This is a genomic window from Vibrio sp. sp1 (assembly GCF_016920955.1).
Lineage (GTDB): Bacteria > Pseudomonadota > Gammaproteobacteria > Enterobacterales > Vibrionaceae > Vibrio > Vibrio alginolyticus.
This window is the reverse complement of sequence record NZ_CP060589.1, coordinates 2,183,047-2,202,652: the sequence shown is the minus strand read 5'-3', so window position 1 is coordinate 2,202,652 and position 19,606 is coordinate 2,183,047. Positions and strand designations below refer to the sequence as shown.

The 19,606-nt window shown below is 44.5% G+C and carries 14 protein-coding genes; 3 read left to right on the top strand and 11 right to left on the bottom strand.

The genetic code is table 11. The features are described 5' to 3' along the window. Positions 1 to 91: 91 nt before the first annotated feature. Positions 92 to 3,985 carry a phosphoribosylformylglycinamidine synthase gene (gene purL, locus H9L11_RS10315; protein ID WP_205390744.1) on the bottom strand — a complete coding sequence of 1,298 codons (3,894 nt, stop codon included), beginning with the start codon at positions 3,983 to 3,985 and terminating at the stop codon, positions 92 to 94. 299 nt (positions 3,986 to 4,284) lie between these two features. Here purL and mltF point away from each other — a divergent pair, with 299 nt between their 5' ends. Beyond that, complete coding sequence (gene mltF, locus H9L11_RS10310) at positions 4,285 to 5,862, top strand: membrane-bound lytic murein transglycosylase MltF (RefSeq protein ID WP_205390743.1); 1,578 nt, start codon at positions 4,285 to 4,287, stop codon at positions 5,860 to 5,862. A gap of 588 nt (positions 5,863 to 6,450) precedes the next feature. Here the strand turns inward: mltF and tadA are convergent. From tadA to H9L11_RS10280, 6 genes are all read right to left on the bottom strand, one after another. Continuing rightward, positions 6,451 to 6,999 carry a tRNA adenosine(34) deaminase TadA gene (gene tadA, locus H9L11_RS10305; RefSeq protein WP_136976140.1) on the bottom strand — a complete coding sequence of 183 codons (549 nt, stop codon included), beginning with the start codon at positions 6,997 to 6,999 and terminating at the stop codon, positions 6,451 to 6,453. Between the two features lie 211 nt (positions 7,000 to 7,210). Continuing rightward, positions 7,211 to 8,770, bottom strand: coding sequence for an AbgT family transporter (locus H9L11_RS10300; protein ID WP_005383758.1), 1,560 nt, complete (start codon positions 8,768 to 8,770; stop codon positions 7,211 to 7,213). Positions 8,771 to 9,058: 288 nt separating this feature from the next. Further along, entirely contained in the window at positions 9,059 to 9,469 is a 411-nt protein-coding gene (locus H9L11_RS10295; RefSeq protein WP_005381606.1) for a prepilin-type N-terminal cleavage/methylation domain-containing protein, read from the bottom strand. After that, complete coding sequence (locus H9L11_RS10290) at positions 9,459 to 10,712, bottom strand: hypothetical protein (protein WP_205390742.1); 1,254 nt, start codon at positions 10,710 to 10,712, stop codon at positions 9,459 to 9,461. Before H9L11_RS10290 ends, H9L11_RS10295 begins: the two co-directional genes overlap by 11 nt. Next, positions 10,709 to 11,326 (bottom strand): hypothetical protein, encoded by a 618-nt coding sequence (locus tag H9L11_RS10285; RefSeq protein ID WP_005381615.1) that lies wholly within the window; start codon positions 11,324 to 11,326, stop codon positions 10,709 to 10,711. Before H9L11_RS10285 ends, H9L11_RS10290 begins: the two co-directional genes overlap by 4 nt. Further along, on the bottom strand, positions 11,307 to 11,816 hold the full coding sequence (locus tag H9L11_RS10280) for a GspH/FimT family pseudopilin (protein WP_205390741.1): 510 nt from the start codon (positions 11,814 to 11,816) through the stop codon (positions 11,307 to 11,309). The genes H9L11_RS10285 and H9L11_RS10280 overlap by 20 nt, the downstream gene beginning before the upstream one ends. Positions 11,817 to 11,919: 103 nt before the next feature. On the opposite strand from H9L11_RS10280, the gene H9L11_RS10275 reads away from it, so the two are divergent. After that, the gene (locus tag H9L11_RS10275; RefSeq protein WP_205391100.1) at positions 11,920 to 12,351 is read left to right on the top strand and encodes a type IV pilin protein; all 432 of its coding nucleotides are present in this window, start codon (positions 11,920 to 11,922) and stop codon (positions 12,349 to 12,351) included. A gap of 69 nt (positions 12,352 to 12,420) precedes the next feature. Here the strand turns inward: H9L11_RS10275 and dnaJ are convergent, their stop codons facing one another. The 4 genes from dnaJ to grpE all read right to left on the bottom strand — a co-directional run bounded on the left by dnaJ (position 12,421) and on the right by grpE (position 18,323). Continuing rightward, on the bottom strand, positions 12,421 to 13,569 hold the full coding sequence (dnaJ, locus tag H9L11_RS10270; protein ID WP_005381620.1) for a molecular chaperone DnaJ: 1,149 nt from the start codon (positions 13,567 to 13,569) through the stop codon (positions 12,421 to 12,423). 204 nt (positions 13,570 to 13,773) lie between these two features. Further along, positions 13,774 to 15,687 carry a molecular chaperone DnaK gene (gene dnaK / locus H9L11_RS10265; protein WP_005381623.1) on the bottom strand — a complete coding sequence of 638 codons (1,914 nt, stop codon included), beginning with the start codon at positions 15,685 to 15,687 and terminating at the stop codon, positions 13,774 to 13,776. A 347-nt stretch (positions 15,688 to 16,034) separates the two neighbouring features. Beyond that, complete coding sequence (locus tag H9L11_RS10260; protein ID WP_005381625.1) at positions 16,035 to 17,309, bottom strand: dicarboxylate/amino acid:cation symporter; 1,275 nt, start codon at positions 17,307 to 17,309, stop codon at positions 16,035 to 16,037. A gap of 417 nt (positions 17,310 to 17,726) precedes the next feature. Continuing rightward, positions 17,727 to 18,323, bottom strand: coding sequence for a nucleotide exchange factor GrpE (gene grpE / locus H9L11_RS10255; RefSeq protein WP_021034134.1), 597 nt, complete (start codon positions 18,321 to 18,323; stop codon positions 17,727 to 17,729). A gap of 146 nt (positions 18,324 to 18,469) precedes the next feature. Between grpE and nadK the strand changes: the two genes are divergently transcribed. Beyond that, positions 18,470 to 19,354 (top strand): NAD(+) kinase, encoded by an 885-nt coding sequence (nadK, locus tag H9L11_RS10250; protein ID WP_005381631.1) that lies wholly within the window; start codon positions 18,470 to 18,472, stop codon positions 19,352 to 19,354. Positions 19,355 to 19,606: the final 252 nt, after the last annotated feature.

Genomic DNA, 19,606 nt, shown 5'->3' with positions numbered 1-19,606 from the left:
AAGAGCGACGAAGAAAAAAGAGTGATAAGAAAAAAGAAAGCGCTGGTCTCTCAACCAACGCTTCACTTAAGCTAGATTAACTTTTGGTTAATTAACCGATATTCTTACGGGCATTTTGGAACATACGCATCCAAGCGCCATTTTCACCCCAACCTTCCGGAGCCCAAGAATTTGCAACTGTGCGGAATACGCGCTCTGGGTGAGGCATCATGATAGTTACGCGACCGTCTGCTGTTGTTAAACCGGTAATCGCGTTTGGCGAACCATTCGGGTTGTTCGGGTATTGTTGTGTTGGGTTACCGAGGTTATCCACGTAACGAGCCGCAACCGTACCTGATGCTTCAACCGCTGCTAGGTGCTCTGCATCACGTACTTCTACACGCCCTTCACCGTGGGAAACCGCGATTGGCATGCGCGAACCAGCCATTCCGTCGAAGAATACAGAGTCAGATTTCTGAACTTCAACTAGACTAAAGCGCGCTTCAAAACGCTCAGATTCGTTGCGCACAAAACGTGGCCACAAGTCCGCACCTGGGATCAGCTCTTTCAGGTTTGATAGCATCTGACAACCGTTACATACACCTAAAGAGAACGTCTCTTCACGGTTGAAGAAGGCTTGGAACTGTTCACGAGCTTGTGCGTTAAACAGGATAGACTTAGCCCAACCTTCACCCGCACCTAATACGTCGCCGTAAGAGAAGCCACCACAAGCTACTAGGCCATGGTATTCATCCAGTACCGCTTGGCCCGTTAGGATATCGCTCATATGGATGTCGGTTGCTTCAAAGCCTGCTCTGTCAAACGCTGCTGCCATTTCGACGTGGGAGTTAACGCCCTGCTCACGTAGGATTGCCATCTTAGGTTTAGCACCTTTCGCAATGTACGGTGCTGCAACGTCTTCATTTACGTCGAAGCTGAGCTTAACGTTTAGACCCGGGTCAGAGTTGTCTTTCTTAGCTTCGTGCTCTTGGTCTGCACACGCTGGGTTATCACGTAGACTTTGCATCTTATGCGTTGTTTCAGCCCAGATAACGCGTAGTTCGGTACGTGAACGTTCAAGCACAACTGCATCACCAGAAGTGATAACAAAGTCGTCTGAAGCTTCAACAGAACCAATCACATGTGAGCATGCCTCTAAGCCGTTTGCCGCCAGAGTAGATAGAACTGAATCTAGATCATCATTCTTAACTTGAACAACCGCACCTAGCTCTTCGTTAAATAGAACGGCTAGCGCATCGTCACCCAGCTCTGCGATGTTCGCTTTTACGCCACAGTGACCCGCGAACGCCATCTCAGCCAGTGTAACAAAAAGACCGCCGTCGCCTTTATCGTGGTAAGCCACTAGCTTGTCATCACGTACTAACGCTTGCATTGCATCAAAGAAGCCTTTTAGCTGCTCTGCATTATCTACGTCAGCAGGTTTGTCACCCAGCTGTTTGTATACTTGTGCCAATGCTGTCGCACCTAAGCGGTTTTTTCCGTTACCCAAGTCAACAAGAACTAGAGAGGTATCTCCTTTGTCAGTGCGTAGTTGTGGAGTCACGGTCTTACGTACGTCTTCCACACGACCAAATGCCGTGATAACTAGCGACAGTGGAGAAGTGACTTCTTTGCTCTCGCCGTTTTCTTCCCACTTGGTTTTCATCGACATGGAGTCTTTACCAACTGGGATAGTCAAACCTAACGCAGGACACAATTCTTCACCAACCGCTTTCACTGCTTCGTAAAGACCCGCATCTTCACCTGGGTGACCCGCTGGAGACATCCAGTTCGCAGACAGTTTAATGTGTTTAATATCACCGATGTCTGTTGCCGCAATGTTCGTTAGTGACTCACCAACGGCTAGGCGAGCCGATGCTCCAAAGTCTAGTAATGCCACTGGCGTGCGCTCACCCATCGACATTGCTTCGCCATGGTAAGTGTCGTAGCTTGCCGCTGTTACTGCGCAGTTTGCTACTGGTACCTGCCAAGGACCAACCATTTGATCACGAGCAACCAGACCCGTTACTGTTCGGTCACCGATAGTAATTAGGAATGTTTTTTCTGCAACAGCAGGAAGACGAAGTACGCGATCCACCGCTTCATTAAGCTCAATACCATCACGAACAATGGCAGGGCTTTCCACTTTTAGTGTGGTTGCGTCACGGTGCATCTTCGGTGGCTTACCAAGCAGGATATCCATTGGCATATCGATTGGCGTATTGTCGAAGTGAGAATCTTCTAGCGTTAGATGACGCTCTTCTGTCGCCACACCCACCACTGCATACGGTGCGCGTTCACGCTTACAGATGGCGTCGAATGCTTCCATGTTTTCTGGCGCTACCGCTAGAACGTAACGTTCCTGTGATTCGTTACACCAGATTTCCAGTGGGCTCATGCCCGGCTCATCGTTTGGTACATCGCGTAATTGGAACTTACCGCCACGCTCACCGTCGTCGACAAGTTCAGGCAATGCGTTAGAGATACCGCCTGCACCCACATCGTGGATAAATGCGATTGGGTTATCGTCGCCTAACTGCCAACAACGGTCGATCACTTCCTGACAGCGACGTTCCATCTCTGGGTTTTCACGCTGTACCGAAGCGAAGTCCAGATCTTCTGCTGACTGACCAGATGCCATGGAAGATGCCGCACCACCACCAAGACCGATGTTCATTGCCGGACCACCAAGTACGATTAGGCTCGCACCTACAGGGATCTCTTTCTTCTGTACGTGTTCATCGCGGATGTTACCCATACCACCAGCAATCATGATTGGTTTGTGGTAACCACGAATTTCTTCACCCGCATGAGAAGTGACTTTTTCTTCGTAAGTACGGAAGTAACCCAATAGATTTGGACGACCAAATTCGTTGTTGAATGCCGCGCCGCCAAGAGGACCTTCAAGCATGATGTCTAACGCATTCACAATACGACCCGGCTTGCCGAAGTCGGTTTCCCATGGCTGTTCAAAACCAGGAATACGTAAGTTAGAGGTTGTAAAACCAACCAGACCCGCTTTTGGCTTACCGCCGATACCCGTCGCGCCTTCGTCACGAATTTCACCGCCTGAGCCAGTCGATGCGCCCGGCCACGGAGAGATTGCCGTTGGGTGGTTGTGCGTTTCTACCTTCATCAAGATGTGCGTATCTTCATGGTGGTACGTGTATTGACGAGATTTAGGGTCAGGGAAAAAACGCCCCGCTTTAGAACCTGTCATAACGGCTGCGTTGTCTTTGTATGCAGACAGCACATAGTCAGGTGTCGTTTCAAAAGTGTTTTTGATCATTTTGAACAAAGACTTAGGTTGATCTACCCCGTCGATAGTCCAATCTGCGTTAAAAATTTTGTGGCGACAATGCTCTGAGTTCGCCTGAGCAAACATCATCAATTCAATGTCGTTTGGGTTACGCCCAAGCTTAGTAAAGTTCTCTACCAAGTAATCAATTTCATCTTCTGCGAGTGCCAAGCCAAGGGAAACGTTTGCCTCTTCAAGCGCAAGACGACCGCCAGCTAAGATATCAACATGTGCGACAGGCTTAGGCTCTGCAACAGTAAATAATGCTGATGCGGCTTCAAATTCTGTGAATACTGTTTCCATCATACGGTCGTGAATTAACGCTTTAACAGCGTCAGCTTGAGCTTCTGATAGAACAACTGAAGATTCGACATAATAAGCCGTACCACGCTCTAGACGTTTCACTTTATCCAGACCACAGTTAACAGCGATATCGGTAGATTTAGAAGACCAAGGCGAGATAGTGCCAGGACGAGGCGTGACAAGAAGTAGAAGACCTTCAGGCTCATGCTCTTCGATGGTTGGGCCGTAAGTTAGTAACTTTTCAAGTTTTTCTAACTCTTGGTCATCAAGGTCTGACTTTAGATCGGCAAAGTGCATAAACTCGGCATAAATGCCAGTTACAGGCAGATCTTGTTCACGACAAAGTTCCAGTAGTTTATTAACACGAAACTCAGAAAGAGCTGGGGAGCCACGCAAAATTCTCATGTGCTTAGGTCTCTTATGCAATTGATTAAGGTGATATTGGAATAAATTCAGACACTTAAGATAAGCCCTGTCGAACCTATGCCGATTCCACCTCGTCATTGCGAGCGCATTATATAGTAATTGTTTTTGTGATGTAACACTAAAAGCAACCGTTTGCGTCATTTTTTTTGTCAAATTTGAATTACAACTAAAATGTCGATAAAACACACAATGTCACGTTATAAGTGTGTGATTCACTTTGCCCCATGAGCTCGCTTTGATATAAAGGCAAATAGAAATTTTCCAAGATGTACCTATTAATGCAAATAAGTCACTTCAACCGGCTCAAGCGCAGTGCTCTAATTTTAGTTTCTGTTCTTTTGCTCTCAGCTTGCCAGATTGAGTCGGAGCCCAAAAGTGAATTTGAAAAAATTCAAGAACGTGGTGTGCTTCGTGTTGGCACGCTAAACAATCAGCTTTCCTACTACATAGGTCCCGATGGTCCCGCAGGGTTGGATTACGAATTGGCGCGTCAGTTTGCGGAACAGCTCGGCGTCAAACTCGAGATTAAACCAGCCTTTCGCCAGGCTGAGCTTTTTCCTGCTCTTAAGAAAGGAGATATCGATATCATCGCTACGGGTTTAAATCAAACGTCACAAGCAGTCAAACGATTTAGACCAGGCCCTGCCTATTATTATGTAAGCCAACAAGTGGTATATAAAAAAGGGCAACTTCGACCACGTGATATCGAACAACTCATTGAATACCAAGCCTCGAAAGACGACGAGTCCGACGAAGATACAAATGCAGGCGCTCAAACATTAAAGATCGTTGAACAATCGCAATATGTTCCGACCCTAACAGCGTTAAAGAAGCAGTATCCAGAACTTCAGTTTGAAATTGTTGGTGATGCTGACACGAGAGACTTACTCAAATACGTATCGACGGGTGAGTTACGTTTTACTGTGACTGATTCGGTGGAACTTTCCCTTGCTCAACGCCTTTACCCCGATCTTGCGCTCGCGTTTGAACTTACAGAAGATCAACCAGTATCTTGGTTTACTCGACGTTCTGAAGACGAAAGTTTGTATGCGATGCTGATAGAGTTTTTCGGTAACATCAAACAATCAGGAGAACTGTCCACCCTCGAAGAAAAGTACATTGGTCATATTGAAGCATTTGACTACGTTGATACTCGCGCATTCATTCGAGCTCTGGATGACAAATTGCCTAAATGGGCACCTTTATTCCAAAAATACAGCGAAGAGTTCGACTGGCGCTTAATTGCAGCATTGGCTTATCAAGAGTCACATTGGAAACCAACAGCAAAATCGCCAACGGGTGTTAGGGGGATGATGATGCTTACTCTGCCAACAGCGAAAAGCGTCGGGGTAACAAACCGTTTAGACCCTGAGCAATCTGTTCGTGGTGGTGTCGAGTACTTACGTCGCATTGTAGGTCGCGTGCCTGATAGCATTAACGAGCATGAAAAAATATGGTTTGCGTTAGCTTCATACAATATTGGTTACGGCCACATGATGGACGCACGACGACTCACCAAAGCACAAGGTGGCGATCCGAACGCTTGGGCCGATGTAAAAGATAGGCTGCCTTTACTGCGTCAGAAGCGCTATTACAGCCAAACTCGCTATGGGTACGCCAGAGGCGATGAAGCGCGTAATTACGTAGAAAATATTCGACGTTACTACCAATCCATCATTGGTCATGTCAGCCAACAGCCAGCGATTGATGAGAATAGCGATGATTTGCAAGTGATTCCGCCGCTCAACCCCGACATTTTGATATCGGGCGCAGTAGAGACCGTCGTAGAACAAGTCTCTGGCGCTTCTGGCGTTACGGTTGAAGAAGACACCAAACAAGAAAGCATTGAAGAATAAACCCGCGGTAAACTAAAAAATGACGAGCCTATGAAGCTCGTCATTTTTATTGAGTCCTAACGAAAACTTATCTAGAATCCAATATTCTGAGTGACACCAACCACACTCAACCATTCCTTTGGTTGGTCGCCTTTTCTTCATCGTTAGTAAAACTGATTGCTTTGTAACAGATGACTTTACAACCACATGGTTTAGCTCACTTGATGAAGCGGCGCCTTCGGCTACACTCTGCCGAAATAACGTCACTCCTATTATTAAGCATCGTATTGAAATTGTTTGCTGGCTCTGTGCAATGCAGAAGTCAAATGAAGAACGTTTAAACCATACAATGTTTAGTGCGATTATCGAGCCTATTGCCAAACATCGATGAGCCGCGCTTTACTGGTATAAGTCTTGTCTGCAGGAGGTTTTGAATATGAGAAGACGTAGAGTGCAGTCAAAGCGTTTAAATAACACAGTAGCTGCTATCCGACGTAAACGTAAACTGACATGTATGAAAAAGAAAGTAAGTTCACGTAATCGTGTTTTTGTACATTTAGTCAATCACTAGTGCGTCCAAGCAAACATCTACCACGTTGTAGGTGTTTGCTAGCCCTCACTACTCCCACTACCTTGCTCGCTCTCTCGATTTTCTAATGCTTTTTGTGCTTGCTTCTTCGCTTTAATTTCCTTTCGGCGACGCTTAAAAAACGCTTGTAGCTGAGTGCGGCACTCATCTTCTAGCAGCCCCTTTTCAACTAAGGCGTAATGGTAAGCGGCTTGGCTTTCAAACAAATTGAGCACTGTTCCTGCAGCTCCAGCTTTTAAATCTGGCGCTCCAAAAACAACCCGCTTAACGCGGCTATGCAATAAGGCTCCGGCACACATTGGGCATGGCTCAAGTGTTACATATAACGTCGTATCCAGAAGGCGGTAATTTTCTAGCTTTTGGCCTGCTTTACGCAGTGTTTGGATCTCAGCATGTGCGGTAGCGTCATGGGTGCCAATAGAGCGGTTCCAGCCCTCAGCGATAATTTCACCATCTTTGACAAGCACTGCGCCGACAGGTACTTCCCCCTCAGCTTCTGCTTGCTCAGCAAGCTCCATCGCTCTGCGCATAAACAATTCATCTTGAGGGGAAAACGGATGGTTAGACAAAGGAGGCTCCAAAGAAACAAAAAACGATTGAAGTCAGGAATTTTATCACCAACTTCGGTTTCACTACAGCAACACATCACGGGACAAAGTCTGCAACTCCAAAAACTAGTTACAAGACCTATCGATGTTCGTTTTACGAGAACAAAAAAGCGCAGATCGAAGACCTGCGCTTTTTGGCTGCCAATTAGCGGCTTTCACACCCTACACGTTTTTACATTGTGTAAGTGTAAGGAGCTTGAATGCCTAGCGGGATACCTACCATCCAATAAGCAACTAGGAAGATAGACCAACCGATCAGCATTGCGATCGAGAATGGCATCATTAGTGACGCAAGCGTACCGATACCAGCCGACTTCACATAACGCTGACAGTAAACCACTACAAGAGGGAAAAATACCATTAGAGGCGAAATGATGTTCGATACAGAGTCACCCACACGGTAAGCCGCTTGAGACAGCTCAGGCGAGATACCAACCGCCATTAGCATTGGCACTAAGATTGGACCAATTAAAGCCCATTTTGCCGATGCCGAACCAATAAGTAGGTTTACAGACGCGGTTAGAAGGATCATACCGATGATGGTCACTTCACCTGGTAGGTTCATCGCTTTTAAGCCTTCTGCGCCATACAACGCTAGCATCGTACCGATGTTTGACTGAGCAAATGCAGATAAGAACTGAGCACAGAAGAACGACATTACAATGTATGCGCCCATGGTTGACATGGTGTCAGCCATCGCTTTGATAATGTCGTTGCTGGTCTTGAACGTTCCAGACACTTTACCGTAAACGTAACCAGGAATGATAAACAGAATAAAGATCAGCGGAACGATAGACTTCATGATCGGTGCTGAGAAGGCCGTAATTTCACCTTCAGGCGAGCGTAGTGCTGATGTTTCTGGAATTAACGCTGCAACAAGTAAAGCAATACCCGCCATCATTGCCCAACCTGCATAACGGAATGCTTTTGATTCCAGTTCAGTAAATGAACCTAGGTTTGGCGCAGTTTCCGCATCGTCATCAATTGGCATTTTTGACAAACGAGGCTCAATGATTTTTTCTGTCACGTACCAACCAATCGCTACAATAATGATGGAAGATAGGCCAGTAAAGAAGATGTTCGCTAATGGGTTAACCACGTATTCAGGATCAAGAACCTGCGCCGCAGTTTGCGTAAAGCCTGCTAGTAGTGGATCTATACCTGAAGGGATAAAGTTTGCAGAGAAGCCACCAGATACACCTGCAAATGCTGCCGCAATACCTGCTAGAGGGTGACGACCTGCCGCATGGAAGATAATACCGCCAAGAGGAATAACCAGAACATAGCCTGCATCTGCCGCAGTATGCGATACAATGGCAACCAAAATAAGCATTGGAGTAAGAAGCTTAGCTGGCGTGAAGTTCAGCATCTTCTTAAGACCCGTCGTAATAAAACCCGAAGAATCTGCAACACCCACACCTAGCATTGCGACAAGTACGATACCCAGTGGCGCAAAGCCAGTAAACGTCGTCACCATATTAGCAAGGAAACTTGCTAGCGCTTCGCCCGTAAGTAAGTTGGTGATAGTAAGAGCTTCGCCCGTTCGAGGGTTTGGAAGATCGAATGATACATTCGACAAAAGTGCTGACGCCGCCCAAGTAATGATCAATGCCCAGAAGAACAAAATCGCAGGATCAGGAATTTTGTTACCTGTCCTCTCGATAAAGTTTAAAAAGCGCTCCATCCCGCTCGGCTTCGATGATGGTGCCTTATTTACAGCTTGGTTACTCATGGTAACTCCATAGTGAATGATGTTGGTGCCAAGGCCTATTTGAATAATTATAACGACCTACTATCCAACGAGTATTCTAGTAAACACTAATGGAGAAAGCACAAGGTTCTAGATTTTTTTTCATAATTGGAGACATATTTTGCAAAAACACCACTTCAATTAAACATAATAAAAACAGTAGCACATCAACTCAATTAACAGTTCAAAAACTATTTATTAACCGTGACAAGTCCGGTATTAAACAGGAATTACACCCGCATTTGTCCCAGCCCATGTATGCAATTGAACTTAGTTTTCGAATTCACTGTATTGTGAGATCATCGTTTTAAGCTGAACTGATCGCGTCTCGCCGATTCTATCCTTCCAGCTAGAGGTAATGGTGATAGTTTTCAGTGTTCCTGAAACCGTGGCAGCTGGAACTTCCCACTCGACGACATAAGATCCAGTAACAGAAGAGCCTGTTGCAATAGAAGCAAAATTTGCAGGTGTGATGGTAGACATCGCCGCAGAAGCACCACGCGTCCGGAACCATTCGAGCTGGTTTTCTGCTAGACGAAGTGCTTCAATACTTTTTATGGCATATTCGGATTCGCGTTCTAGATACACGTTTAGCTTCGTTAAACCTAGAGCCCCAACACCGATAAGTAGAAAAGAAATTAGAACTTCAAGAAGGTTAAAACCTTTTTGTTTAGAGATCATTCCAGGAGCCTTTTTTCCATCTAGGAATTGCATGCGCATTCCTTGAATTGTCTATCACATCTTTATTGTATCTAAAGTCCAAAGAATCGAAGAAAACCGCTGCCTGATCTTCACTATCAAAATATTGACCACCAGATACCGTAAAAGAACCATGCTGATAATAAGAAGCTATTGTCCTGTATGAGTCTTCTACAACACTTGGCACATGATTTAGGTGAGCATTGGCTTCGAACCCAACCCAATCCGCTGTTGTCGGGGTATAATCATGATTGAAATGAAACAAGACCCCTTTAAACTTATTTGATGTAGCGCCGGAGCTCGGTGGTCCCATCACGGAGAAAAGACCATCATGAATGAGCACTGTTACGCCATTGGTCGATGATGTAGCATTCACTAAATCATTGTATTCCGATTGCTTGATTTCACAGCTCCCTTCCACCCATAAATGATGCTTCCCTGACTGAATTTCTGCTGTTAAAGCAGCACCACAATTAGGTATACCATCAGCCACTGAGCCCGTCATAACATGAAATACACCATTATCTCGGACATCGTTATGCTCTTCAGCCTTTACTCCAAAGAAGGATTCAAATGGCTTTAAATCTGTATCTTGAGTAAAATCATCACCAGCACCAACCCCGCCAACACTAGATGAGAGATGACGGTTTGCCGTCGTGTTTGCACAATCTTTATTTGTAGGGTTGTTAAAATCGGCATAGGGAGACTCTCCATAAATTACGCCTTTATTATCAACTGAAGAGGAGTAAAAGCGCTTTTTATACCTTAACGCAATACACTCCCACCCATCGCTGCTCAATTCCCCTGGGTCTGGAGTAGAGAACGTTGCACTAGAATGAAAATAAATGTCGGCACTAGACTGCATTGCACCATAACTCAAGTTACCTCCCAAAATAATCTCCTTACTAATGCTTGTAAATCCAACATTAGAAGTAACCAAATACCCCTTGGAAGTACTCGTAAAATTCGGAATCGTCCAAAGCCCTGAGCCACAATCTGTTATTACGGCAGGTACAATATTATTAACTCTAAATTGCGCCCATGCACATTCAACACCTCCTTCCGCTAACCAATGTGCTTGTCGAGATTTTATTTCGTTTTGCGCAACTTTTATTTGAAAAAATACACCTTTGGATGATGCTAATGATGCAATTAAAGCAAGTAATAAAAGTATAGAAGTCACAAGCAAAGTGGTATAACCGGAATAGCTATATTTAGATGTCATTGCCAATTCCTTTGTTTGATAGAAAACTCCGCAACTTCACTAAAGACTCCATCAATCGTTTTCAAACCTAACTTAACGCTCGTGACCGAACTTACATTTCCTCCATTAGTCACTGTTTCTGAACTAACGGTGAATTGGGTAACTTGGAAAATATCATCATCAAATAGAGAACGACAAAAATCTATACCATCAAAAGATAATATTTGTGTTTGAGACACAACGCCTTTTTCACATATAAAAAACCGAGTATCTCTCTTCTCATACTTAATATTTCGATAGTCTTCATTGGCAGCTGAGTCCTCTTTAAAATACACAAGCCCTACAGAAGAGGCGCCGCTCAGCATTATGGTTCCTGTAGCTCCGGATAATTTGAGTGAACTACCGTTCCCACCATCATAACCTGCCCTTTGAATATCTTCTTTCATAACAGATAAAGTGATATTCAGACCTTGCAATAAATTTAGCTCTAAGCTTTTTTCCTTTGCTGTTTTTTGTAAACTCAAGAATATAGAGCCCACTACACTAAGGACAATTAATCCAATTAAAGAACTAATCATCAATTCGATTAAAGAGCTACCTATTTGATAACGTTTGTTAGCACTGACGGTAATCATATAACTTAGCTCCAGAGTTACTACAAATTTTAATCCTTCCGGGAGGGTTAGAGAGCTTTGCTTGTAGTTTTGTGTTTTGAGCATTGGTTGGGAAAAACTCTATATTTCCTCCTTGGGGTCGTCCACGGACCTCATCGAAGCTTATTTTTTGATTATCGTAGCTGTGCTTCAAAGATAATTCAGGGTAGGCAGAGCCGGAAAGGCTTAAAATTACGCCCCCAGAGCCGCTAGACGAGTTAGTTAACTGTAGAGACCATGCACCTTGACTGACAACGACGTTTTTAGCCATAGAGAAATGTATATATAACTTTTGATTTCTCATTACCGCCTCGGACTTACTTTGGCTTAGAAAACCAGCTAATTCAGTTGCTAATCGCTGCATTTGCACAGTTTGTGAAACACGGCTAAAGCTTGGAGCTGCAAACGCCAATATAATACTCAGTACAGCAACAGTAATAAGAAGCTCCAACAACGTAAACCCGCGAGGCATTTCCCAAATTCCTATGTAAACGGCAAAAGGGCCGTAATTCATCTTGCACAGATGCTATCACCTGCCAAAAATAGGCGGAAAAGTGAAAAGGAAACTACTCGTGATGATTCGAATTTCTCGTTGTAACGGCTACAAAAAAGGATTGAGAGGGATGACATTGATCGAATTACTGATAGCTGTCGTGATTGTCGGGATCATTGCTGCGATCGCCTACCCTTCTTACACTAATCATGTAATCAAGTCTCATAGGACGGTTGCCTTGAGCGATCTTAATCGAATTCAGCTAGAGCTAGAGACATCTTATGATGGTGGGTACGACTGGAGTCATATTCTCTCTGGAGGAACATGCACTCTATGTGACTCAGACACAAATAGATTTTCTTTCGATATTGCGAGCTCTGCAAGTACGGCCTATACCATTACAGCAACAGCAAAATCGTCTCTGGGACAAGACGACGACGAGTGCTTGACTGGTTCTAAAACGATTACTTTAACGTCAACAAATGTCGAAGAACCAAGTGATTGCTGGAATTAGGAAGAACACCGAGATGCAAAAAGGCCTGCATTTTAGCAGGCCTTTGTATTTGTGCTTTTCACTAACGTCTTAGCTGGTTAAATCATCAAAGAACTTTTTCACACCGTTGAAAAAGCCTTCTGATTTAGGCTTGTGCTTTGTCGCCGCTTCACCACCACAAGACTCTTCAAACTCTTTGAGCAGTTCTTTTTGGCGTGAGCTTAGGTTTACTGGTGTTTCAACAACCAACTTAACAATAAGATCACCAACACCGCCACCGCGAACGCCTTTCACACCTTTACCACGCATACGGAACATACGACCTGTTTGCGTTTCTGAAGGCACTTTTAGGCTTACGCGACCATCTAGGGTTGGTACTTCAACTTCACCACCTAGAGCTGCCATCGCAAAGCTTACTGGCACTTCACAGTATAGGTTGTTGCCATCACGCTCGAAGATATGGTGCTCTTTCACGTGCACTTGTACATACAAGTCGCCAGCAGGTGCTCCCATTTCTCCCGCTTCACCTTCGCCAGATAGACGAATACGGTCGCCAGTATCAACACCTGCAGGGATCTTAACATTAAGTGTTTTTGTTTTCTGCTTACGACCTTGACCATGACACTCATTACAAGGGTCTTTAATGATTTTACCTTTACCGTGACAGGTAGGACAGGTTTGCTGCACTGCGAAGAAGCCTTGGCGCATCTGTACTTGACCATGACCATGACAGGTACCACATGTTTCAGCAGATGAACCTTTCTTCGCGCCACTACCATCACAAGTATCACAGTGTACTAGTGTCGGTACTTCGATCTCCTTCGTTACACCACGAACCGCTTCTTCTAGCGTCAATTCCATGTTGTAACGTAGGTCAGCACCTCGCTGGGCACGGTGGCCACCACCGCCACGACGACCACCACCAAAGATGTCACCGAATACATCGCCAAAGATGTCGCCGAAATCAGCACCGCCGCCGCCAAAGCCGCCGCCACCGAAACCACCGCCGCCTTGTTCAAAAGCAGCATGACCGTATTGGTCGTACGCCGCTTTCTTTTGAGGGTCGGTCAGAACTTCGTACGCTTCTTTTACTTCTTTAAACTTGTCCGCCGCAGAATCATCACCCTGGTTTCGGTCTGGGTGGAATTTCATCGCTAGACGCTTATACGCCTTTTTGATATCGCGCTCTGAGGCATCACGGCTTACGCCTAATACTTCGTAAAAATCACGTTTTGACATGTTCTTCGTCACCAGTTAATTACTACAAACGGCATCGATTCACCGCTTGGTGTTTGTATCGTTCTAGGTAAGTGCACTTGTCTGCAACATACTTAACTAGAAAGACAGCGTTTACAAACAGACGGGCGTAAGAGTTGCCCCAAACGCCCGCACACGAAGTCTTATCGACCCCAGATGGCTAAGCAGCCATCTGGTTAAGAAATATTATTTCTTGTCGTCTTTAACTTCTTCGAACTCAGCATCTACAACGTCGTCTTCTTTAGACTGTGCACCTGCGTCAGCACCTTGTGCTTGCTGCGCTTGAGCTTGTTGTTGAGCGATTTCCATCAGCTTTTGAGAAGCAGTCATTAGTGCTTGAACTTTAGCATCGATAGCTTCTTTGTCTTCGCCTTTACGTGCTGTTTCTAGCTCAGAAATTGCTGCTTCAATCTTCTCTTTCTCTTCTGCAGGTAGCGCTTCACCAGCTTCTTCTACTTGCTTACGAGTACCGTGAATCATTTGGTCAGCTTGGTTACGTGCAGTCGCTAGCTCTTCGAACTTCTTGTCCGCTTCTTTGTTAGCTTCTGCTTCTTGAACCATTTTCTCGATGTCTTCATCGCTTAGACCGCCAGAAGCTTGGATAGTGATCTTCTGCTCTTTACCAGTCTGCTTGTCTTTCGCAGACACGTGTAGGATACCATCCGCATCAAGGTCAAAAGTAACCTCGATTTGTGGCATACCACGTGGTGCAGGCTGGATGCCTTCTAGGTTAAATTGGCCTAGAGACTTGTTGTACATCGCTTGCTTACGCTCACCTTGTAGAACGTGGATAGTTACCGCGCTCTGGTTGTCTTCCGCTGTAGAGAAAACTTGGTTCGCTTTAGTTGGGATAGTTGTGTTCTTCTCAACTAACTTAGTCATCACGCCACCCATTGTCTCGATACCTAGAGACAGTGGAGTTACGTCTAGTAGTAGTACGTCTTTAACGTCACCAGCAAGTACACCACCTTGAACTGCAGCACCCATTGCTACTGCTTCGTCAGGGTTTACGTCACGGCGCGCTTCTTTACCAAAGAACTCAGCAACTTTCGCTTGAACCATTGGCATACGAGTCTGACCACCAACTAGGATTACGTCAGTGATGTCGTTTACTGATAGGTCAGCGTCAGCTAGAGCTACTTTTAATGGCTCAAGAGAGCGTTGTACTAGGTCTTCAACTAGAGATTCTAGTTTTGCACGAGTCACTTTAATGTTCATGTGCTTAGGACCAGTTGCATCTGCAGTAACGTAAGGTAGGTTTACGTCTGTTTGAGAAGTAGAAGAAAGCTCGATTTTCGCTTTCTCTGCTGCTTCTTTAACACGCTGCATTGCTAGTGGGTCGTTCTTAAGGTTGATGCCTTGCTCTTTGTTGAACTCATCAACCAAGTAGTTGATTAGACGGTTATCAAAGTCTTCACCACCTAGGTGAGTATCACCGTTAGTTGCTAGAACTTCGAATGTTTTCTCGCCTTCAACTTCATCGATTTCGATGATTGAAATATCGAATGTACCACCACCAAGGTCGTATACCGCGATAGTGCGATCGCCGCCTTTCTTATCAAGACCGTAAGCTAGCGCAGCTGCTGTTGGTTCGTTGATGATACGTTTAACTTCTAGACCTGCGATACGGCCAGCATCTTTTGTCGCTTGACGCTGAGCATCGTTAAAGTAAGCAGGTACTGTGATAACTGCGCCAGTTACTTCCTCACCAAGGAAATCTTCAGCAGTTTTCTTCATTTTCTTAAGAACTTCAGCAGAAACCTGAGGAGCTGCCATTTTTTGGCCTTTCGCTTCTACCCAAGCATCACCGTTGTCAGCCTTAACGATTTTGTAAGGCATGATTTCGATGTCACGCTGAACTTCTTCGTCTTCAAAACGACGACCGATTAGACGCTTAATTGCAAATAGCGTGTTTTCTGGGTTAGTTACTGCTTGACGTTTCGCTGGTTGACCTACTAGCGTCTCACCGTCAGTGTAAGCAATAACCGATGCAGTAGTACGTTCGCCCTCTGCGTTTTCAATTACACGTGGTTTGTCGCCGTCTAATACAGCAACACATGAGTTAGTAGTACCTAAGTCAATACCAATGATTTTACCCATCTGGCTATCTCCGAATAAATTCTATTTTCGTTTGGTTATAACCCCAATGTGGGGGGAGGAGAATCGGGTTTCAACCCTTGCTCACAAACAAAAATAATCAATGTTTGCTTCTCTATGCCACATAGATAAGGGCGGCAAAATGCTTTTCAAGGGCAGAATTAAAAAAAAGCGTCTTTTTTCGAAATTTATGTGTTTCTTTCTGATTAGTTGGGAACTCGTCACACTGCTGTAGCGCAACAAAACGTCATTTCCCAGATAAATTTATTTATGCCCGACTCTTCCTAAATAAAAAACGAGCTCATAAGAGCTCGCTTCAATATTAGGGTTAAAATAAATTATTCAAGGTATTAGGCGTTCGCTTGAGCAGGCTCAGCATCAACACCTTCTTCTTTACCTATCTCACCTTCTGTTTTTGCAACAATGGTGTTCACTGCCGTGTCGCCGACAACGTTAGATGATGTACAGAACATATCATTAATACGGTCGACCGCTGCAATGATTGCCAAACCTTCAGGTGGTAAACCTAGCTGGTGAAGCAAAACGCCTACCATTACCACGCCGCCCCCAGGAACGCCGCCAGCACCAATAGATAACAGAAGAATAGTTAAGCCAAGTGTAAAGATGTCTGCGGTGTTAATTGGCTGGCCAAAAGCGTTCGCAACAAACATCGTTGCGAGAGCAATATAGATAGACACACCAGACATATTCATCGTTGCGCCCAGTGGTACACCGAAGCCAGCAACCGATTTAGAGACCTGAAGCTTTTCTGTCAGTGTGCGCATCGTTACCGGGATAGTCGCGTTTGAGCTCGCGGTAGATAGAGAGAAAAGAATCTGCTCACGAGTTGCACGTAGGAAAGTCTTTGGAGAAGTTCCTGTCGCAATACTCACTGCCATTGGGTAGAAGAAGAAGATCCAGAACACCAACATCGCAACCACCAAAGCCACGTAACCGGCAACGGACATTAATGTATTGGCGTTTAGCGTTGCACCTAGTTGAATCATTAGTGCGAACACACCATATGGTGCAAGACTCATCACTAATCCAACCAATTTCATCATGATTTCATTTGCCATTTTGAATGTGCGAATAGCTGGGCCACCACGAGAATCCAAAGCTTGAATTGCAAGCCCCGTCAAAATTGCCATAAAGATGATTTGCAGCATGTCGCCGCTAGCAAACGCTTGTACAGGATTGCTAGGAACAATGTTAACAACTAAAGAGAAAATGTCCGGCGTCTCTGTCGTTGTCAGCTGTACAGCCTCAGATACCGTTCCTGCTAGATTAGCGCCCGCTCCTGGCTGGAAGATCAAGCCGACAGTCAAAGCCGCCGTAATCGCAATGATGGTGTTAAGAATGTAAAGGGTAAAAGTTTTTCCACCAAGACGACCAAATGCACTGATGTCTTTCAAGTCAACAATGCCGCATACGATTGAAACGTAAACTAAAGGAACAACAAGCAATTTGATCAGTGAGACGAACATGCCGCCAACACCTTCTGCTGCTCCAAGTAGGTATGTATCAAAAATCGCAATACCGCTAAATAAGTACTGAATTGCTGTCCCCAGCACAAGGCCGGCAAACAAGCCTATAAAAATCTTACTAGAAAGCGATTTATCCATTATAAATCTCCGATATGTTGTGTTTACTATTTACATTTTTGTAGTTATATATGCTTACTTTTAAAGCATTAGTCGCAAATCATACACACCGAAGTTACAAAATAAAGTGATAATTTACATTTTTGTTAACGACATTGTTTTAGAAAAAATGACTATATTTACATTCCTATGCAGAACAAACATTCACACAACGAATGATTACAATCACTTATAGCCCTTTCCGTTAATAAACACGCAGCGAGATGAGAGAAAATCTCCTATAGGAAAATAATTAACCAATAGGAAAAAATATGAAGGGGATCAAATTTTCATTTATCGATATACAACGAAGTTCGATGCAGTCATTTATGTTTAAAACAAAAAAGCGCCCATCAAAAATGATGGGCGCTTTTATATTTAAAAAACAGGCAGTTAAAGTTACTTAGCAACCATTACCATTGCCGGACGAATCACACGGCCGTTTAGTTCGTAACCTTTTTGCATAACAAACATAACAGTGTTTGATTCATGATCAGGGCTCTCCTGAATCGACATCGCTTGATGGAACTCTGGATTGAATGCTTCACCTTCAGGGTTGATTGCTTTCAAGCCAAATTTCGCTACAACGTCTACAAACGTTTTATGTGTTAGTTCAACGCCTTCTAGGAACGGCTTCACAGTTTCATTCTCTGTATCTGCCGCTTGAATTGCACGCTCTAGGTTATCAATAACAGGAAGCAGCTCTTCTGCAAACTTGTTCAACGCAAACTTACGTGCTTTATCGATCTCTTGCTCAGTGCGACGACGCATGTTTTCTACTTCAGCTTTAGAACGCAACACCGCATCTTGTTGCTCTTTTACTTTTGCCTCGCTAGACAATAGTGCCGCTTCTAGTTGAGCAATCTTAGCGTCTGTCTCATCACCAAGCTCTTCAAGCTCAGCTTCAACTTCTTGTGCTTCAGCTTCTACTTTTTCAGCCTCTTCGATGATTTGATCAAGCTCTTCTTCTGTAACTTTGTTTTCTTCGTTGCTCATGATATCTCCAGAATTCAACATAATGCCCTTAAAGCCATGCGCGTTTTTGCGGGCTTTAACCACATAAAAATTCGCATATTTAGGTGACTTGCCATTATTATGGGGATGAAGATTCCTGATTCAAGCCTCTTTAATGCGGAAATGCTATGAAAAATCCATGTAACGTGATCGCGATTATCGGAAAACCAAGAGATCAACAAGCAATTCAAACTCATAAAGAGTTGTACCAATGGTTGACCTCTGAGGGCTATAAAGTATTCATTGACGATCGCCTTGCCGCAATACTGGATGATATCCCACAGAGTCAGTTTGCTAGCTTAGTTGAACTAGGAAAAAATGCCGATCTAGCCATTGTGGTTGGTGGCGATGGCAACATGCTAGGTGCAGCAAGAATTTTATCCCGATTTGATGTACCAGTTATAGGCGTGAACCGTGGAAATCTGGGCTTCTTAACTGACTTGAACCCAGACGACTTCCAAGCGTCTCTGCAAGCGGTACTCGACGGTGAGTATATTGAAGAGGAGCGTTTTCTTTTAGAGGCGGAAGTACACCGCCACGGACAAATAAAGAGTCATAACGCTGCGCTAAACGAAGCCGTACTTCACCCAGGGCAAATTGCCCATATGATTGAATTTGAAGTGTACATAGATGAAAGCTTCGCCTTCTCTTTACGGGCCGACGGTTTGATTGTCTCCACTCCGACTGGCTCGACGGCATATTCACTTTCTGGCGGCGGCCCAATTCTTTCTCCTAGCTTGAATGCCATTTCACTCGTGCCAATGTTCCCGCATACATTGTCGAGTCGACCTTTGGTGGTTGATGGAAAACGTCGAATTAAATTGGTGGTATCACCAGAAAACCGTGGAACACAAGAAGTTAGCTGTGATGGACAAGTCTCACTTCCAGTTACCCCTGGCGACGAAATTCACATCTATCAAAGTCCAAATGTACTAAAGCTCATCCATCCAAAAGACTACAGCTACTATCACGTCTTACGGAATAAGCTTGGCTGGTCTAGTAAATTGTTCTAACACTTGTTACTCAGGGTAATAACTTCAATAAAAAAGCCAGCAGCTCAATTGCTACTGGCTTTTGGCTTTCTTAGACAAGAAATAGACACAAAGTAGTGAGGCGACACGATATTTGTCATCATTAAAGAGAAGCTTATAAATTTTGATCCTGTGGGCAAACTTTACACAAAAGATAGAAAAGCAAATTCAATGATCTATGTCCGGTGATATTCTCACCATGAATAGAGTATTAACTCTATTTCATACAATCAA

Coding starts and splice junctions, on each gene's coding strand:
- purL (WP_205390744.1), bottom strand. CDS start 3,985: ATGAGAATTTTGCGTGGCTCCCCAGCTCTTTCTGAGTTTCGTGTTAAT.
- mltF (WP_205390743.1), top strand. CDS start 4,285: ATGCAAATAAGTCACTTCAACCGGCTCAAGCGCAGTGCTCTAATTTTA.
- H9L11_RS10300 (WP_005383758.1), bottom strand. CDS start 8,770: ATGAGTAACCAAGCTGTAAATAAGGCACCATCATCGAAGCCGAGCGGG.
- H9L11_RS10295 (WP_005381606.1), bottom strand. CDS start 9,469: ATGATCTCTAAACAAAAAGGTTTTAACCTTCTTGAAGTTCTAATTTCT.
- H9L11_RS10290 (WP_205390742.1), bottom strand. CDS start 10,712: ATGACATCTAAATATAGCTATTCCGGTTATACCACTTTGCTTGTGACT.
- H9L11_RS10285 (WP_005381615.1), bottom strand. CDS start 11,326: ATGATTACCGTCAGTGCTAACAAACGTTATCAAATAGGTAGCTCTTTA.
- H9L11_RS10280 (WP_205390741.1), bottom strand. CDS start 11,816: ATGCCTCGCGGGTTTACGTTGTTGGAGCTTCTTATTACTGTTGCTGTA.
- H9L11_RS10275 (WP_205391100.1), top strand. CDS start 11,920: ATGATTCGAATTTCTCGTTGTAACGGCTACAAAAAAGGATTGAGAGGG.
- dnaJ (WP_005381620.1), bottom strand. CDS start 13,569: ATGTCAAAACGTGATTTTTACGAAGTATTAGGCGTAAGCCGTGATGCC.
- dnaK (WP_005381623.1), bottom strand. CDS start 15,687: ATGGGTAAAATCATTGGTATTGACTTAGGTACTACTAACTCATGTGTT.
- H9L11_RS10260 (WP_005381625.1), bottom strand. CDS start 17,309: ATGGATAAATCGCTTTCTAGTAAGATTTTTATAGGCTTGTTTGCCGGC.
- grpE (WP_021034134.1), bottom strand. CDS start 18,323: ATGAGCAACGAAGAAAACAAAGTTACAGAAGAAGAGCTTGATCAAATC.
- nadK (WP_005381631.1), top strand. CDS start 18,470: ATGAAAAATCCATGTAACGTGATCGCGATTATCGGAAAACCAAGAGAT.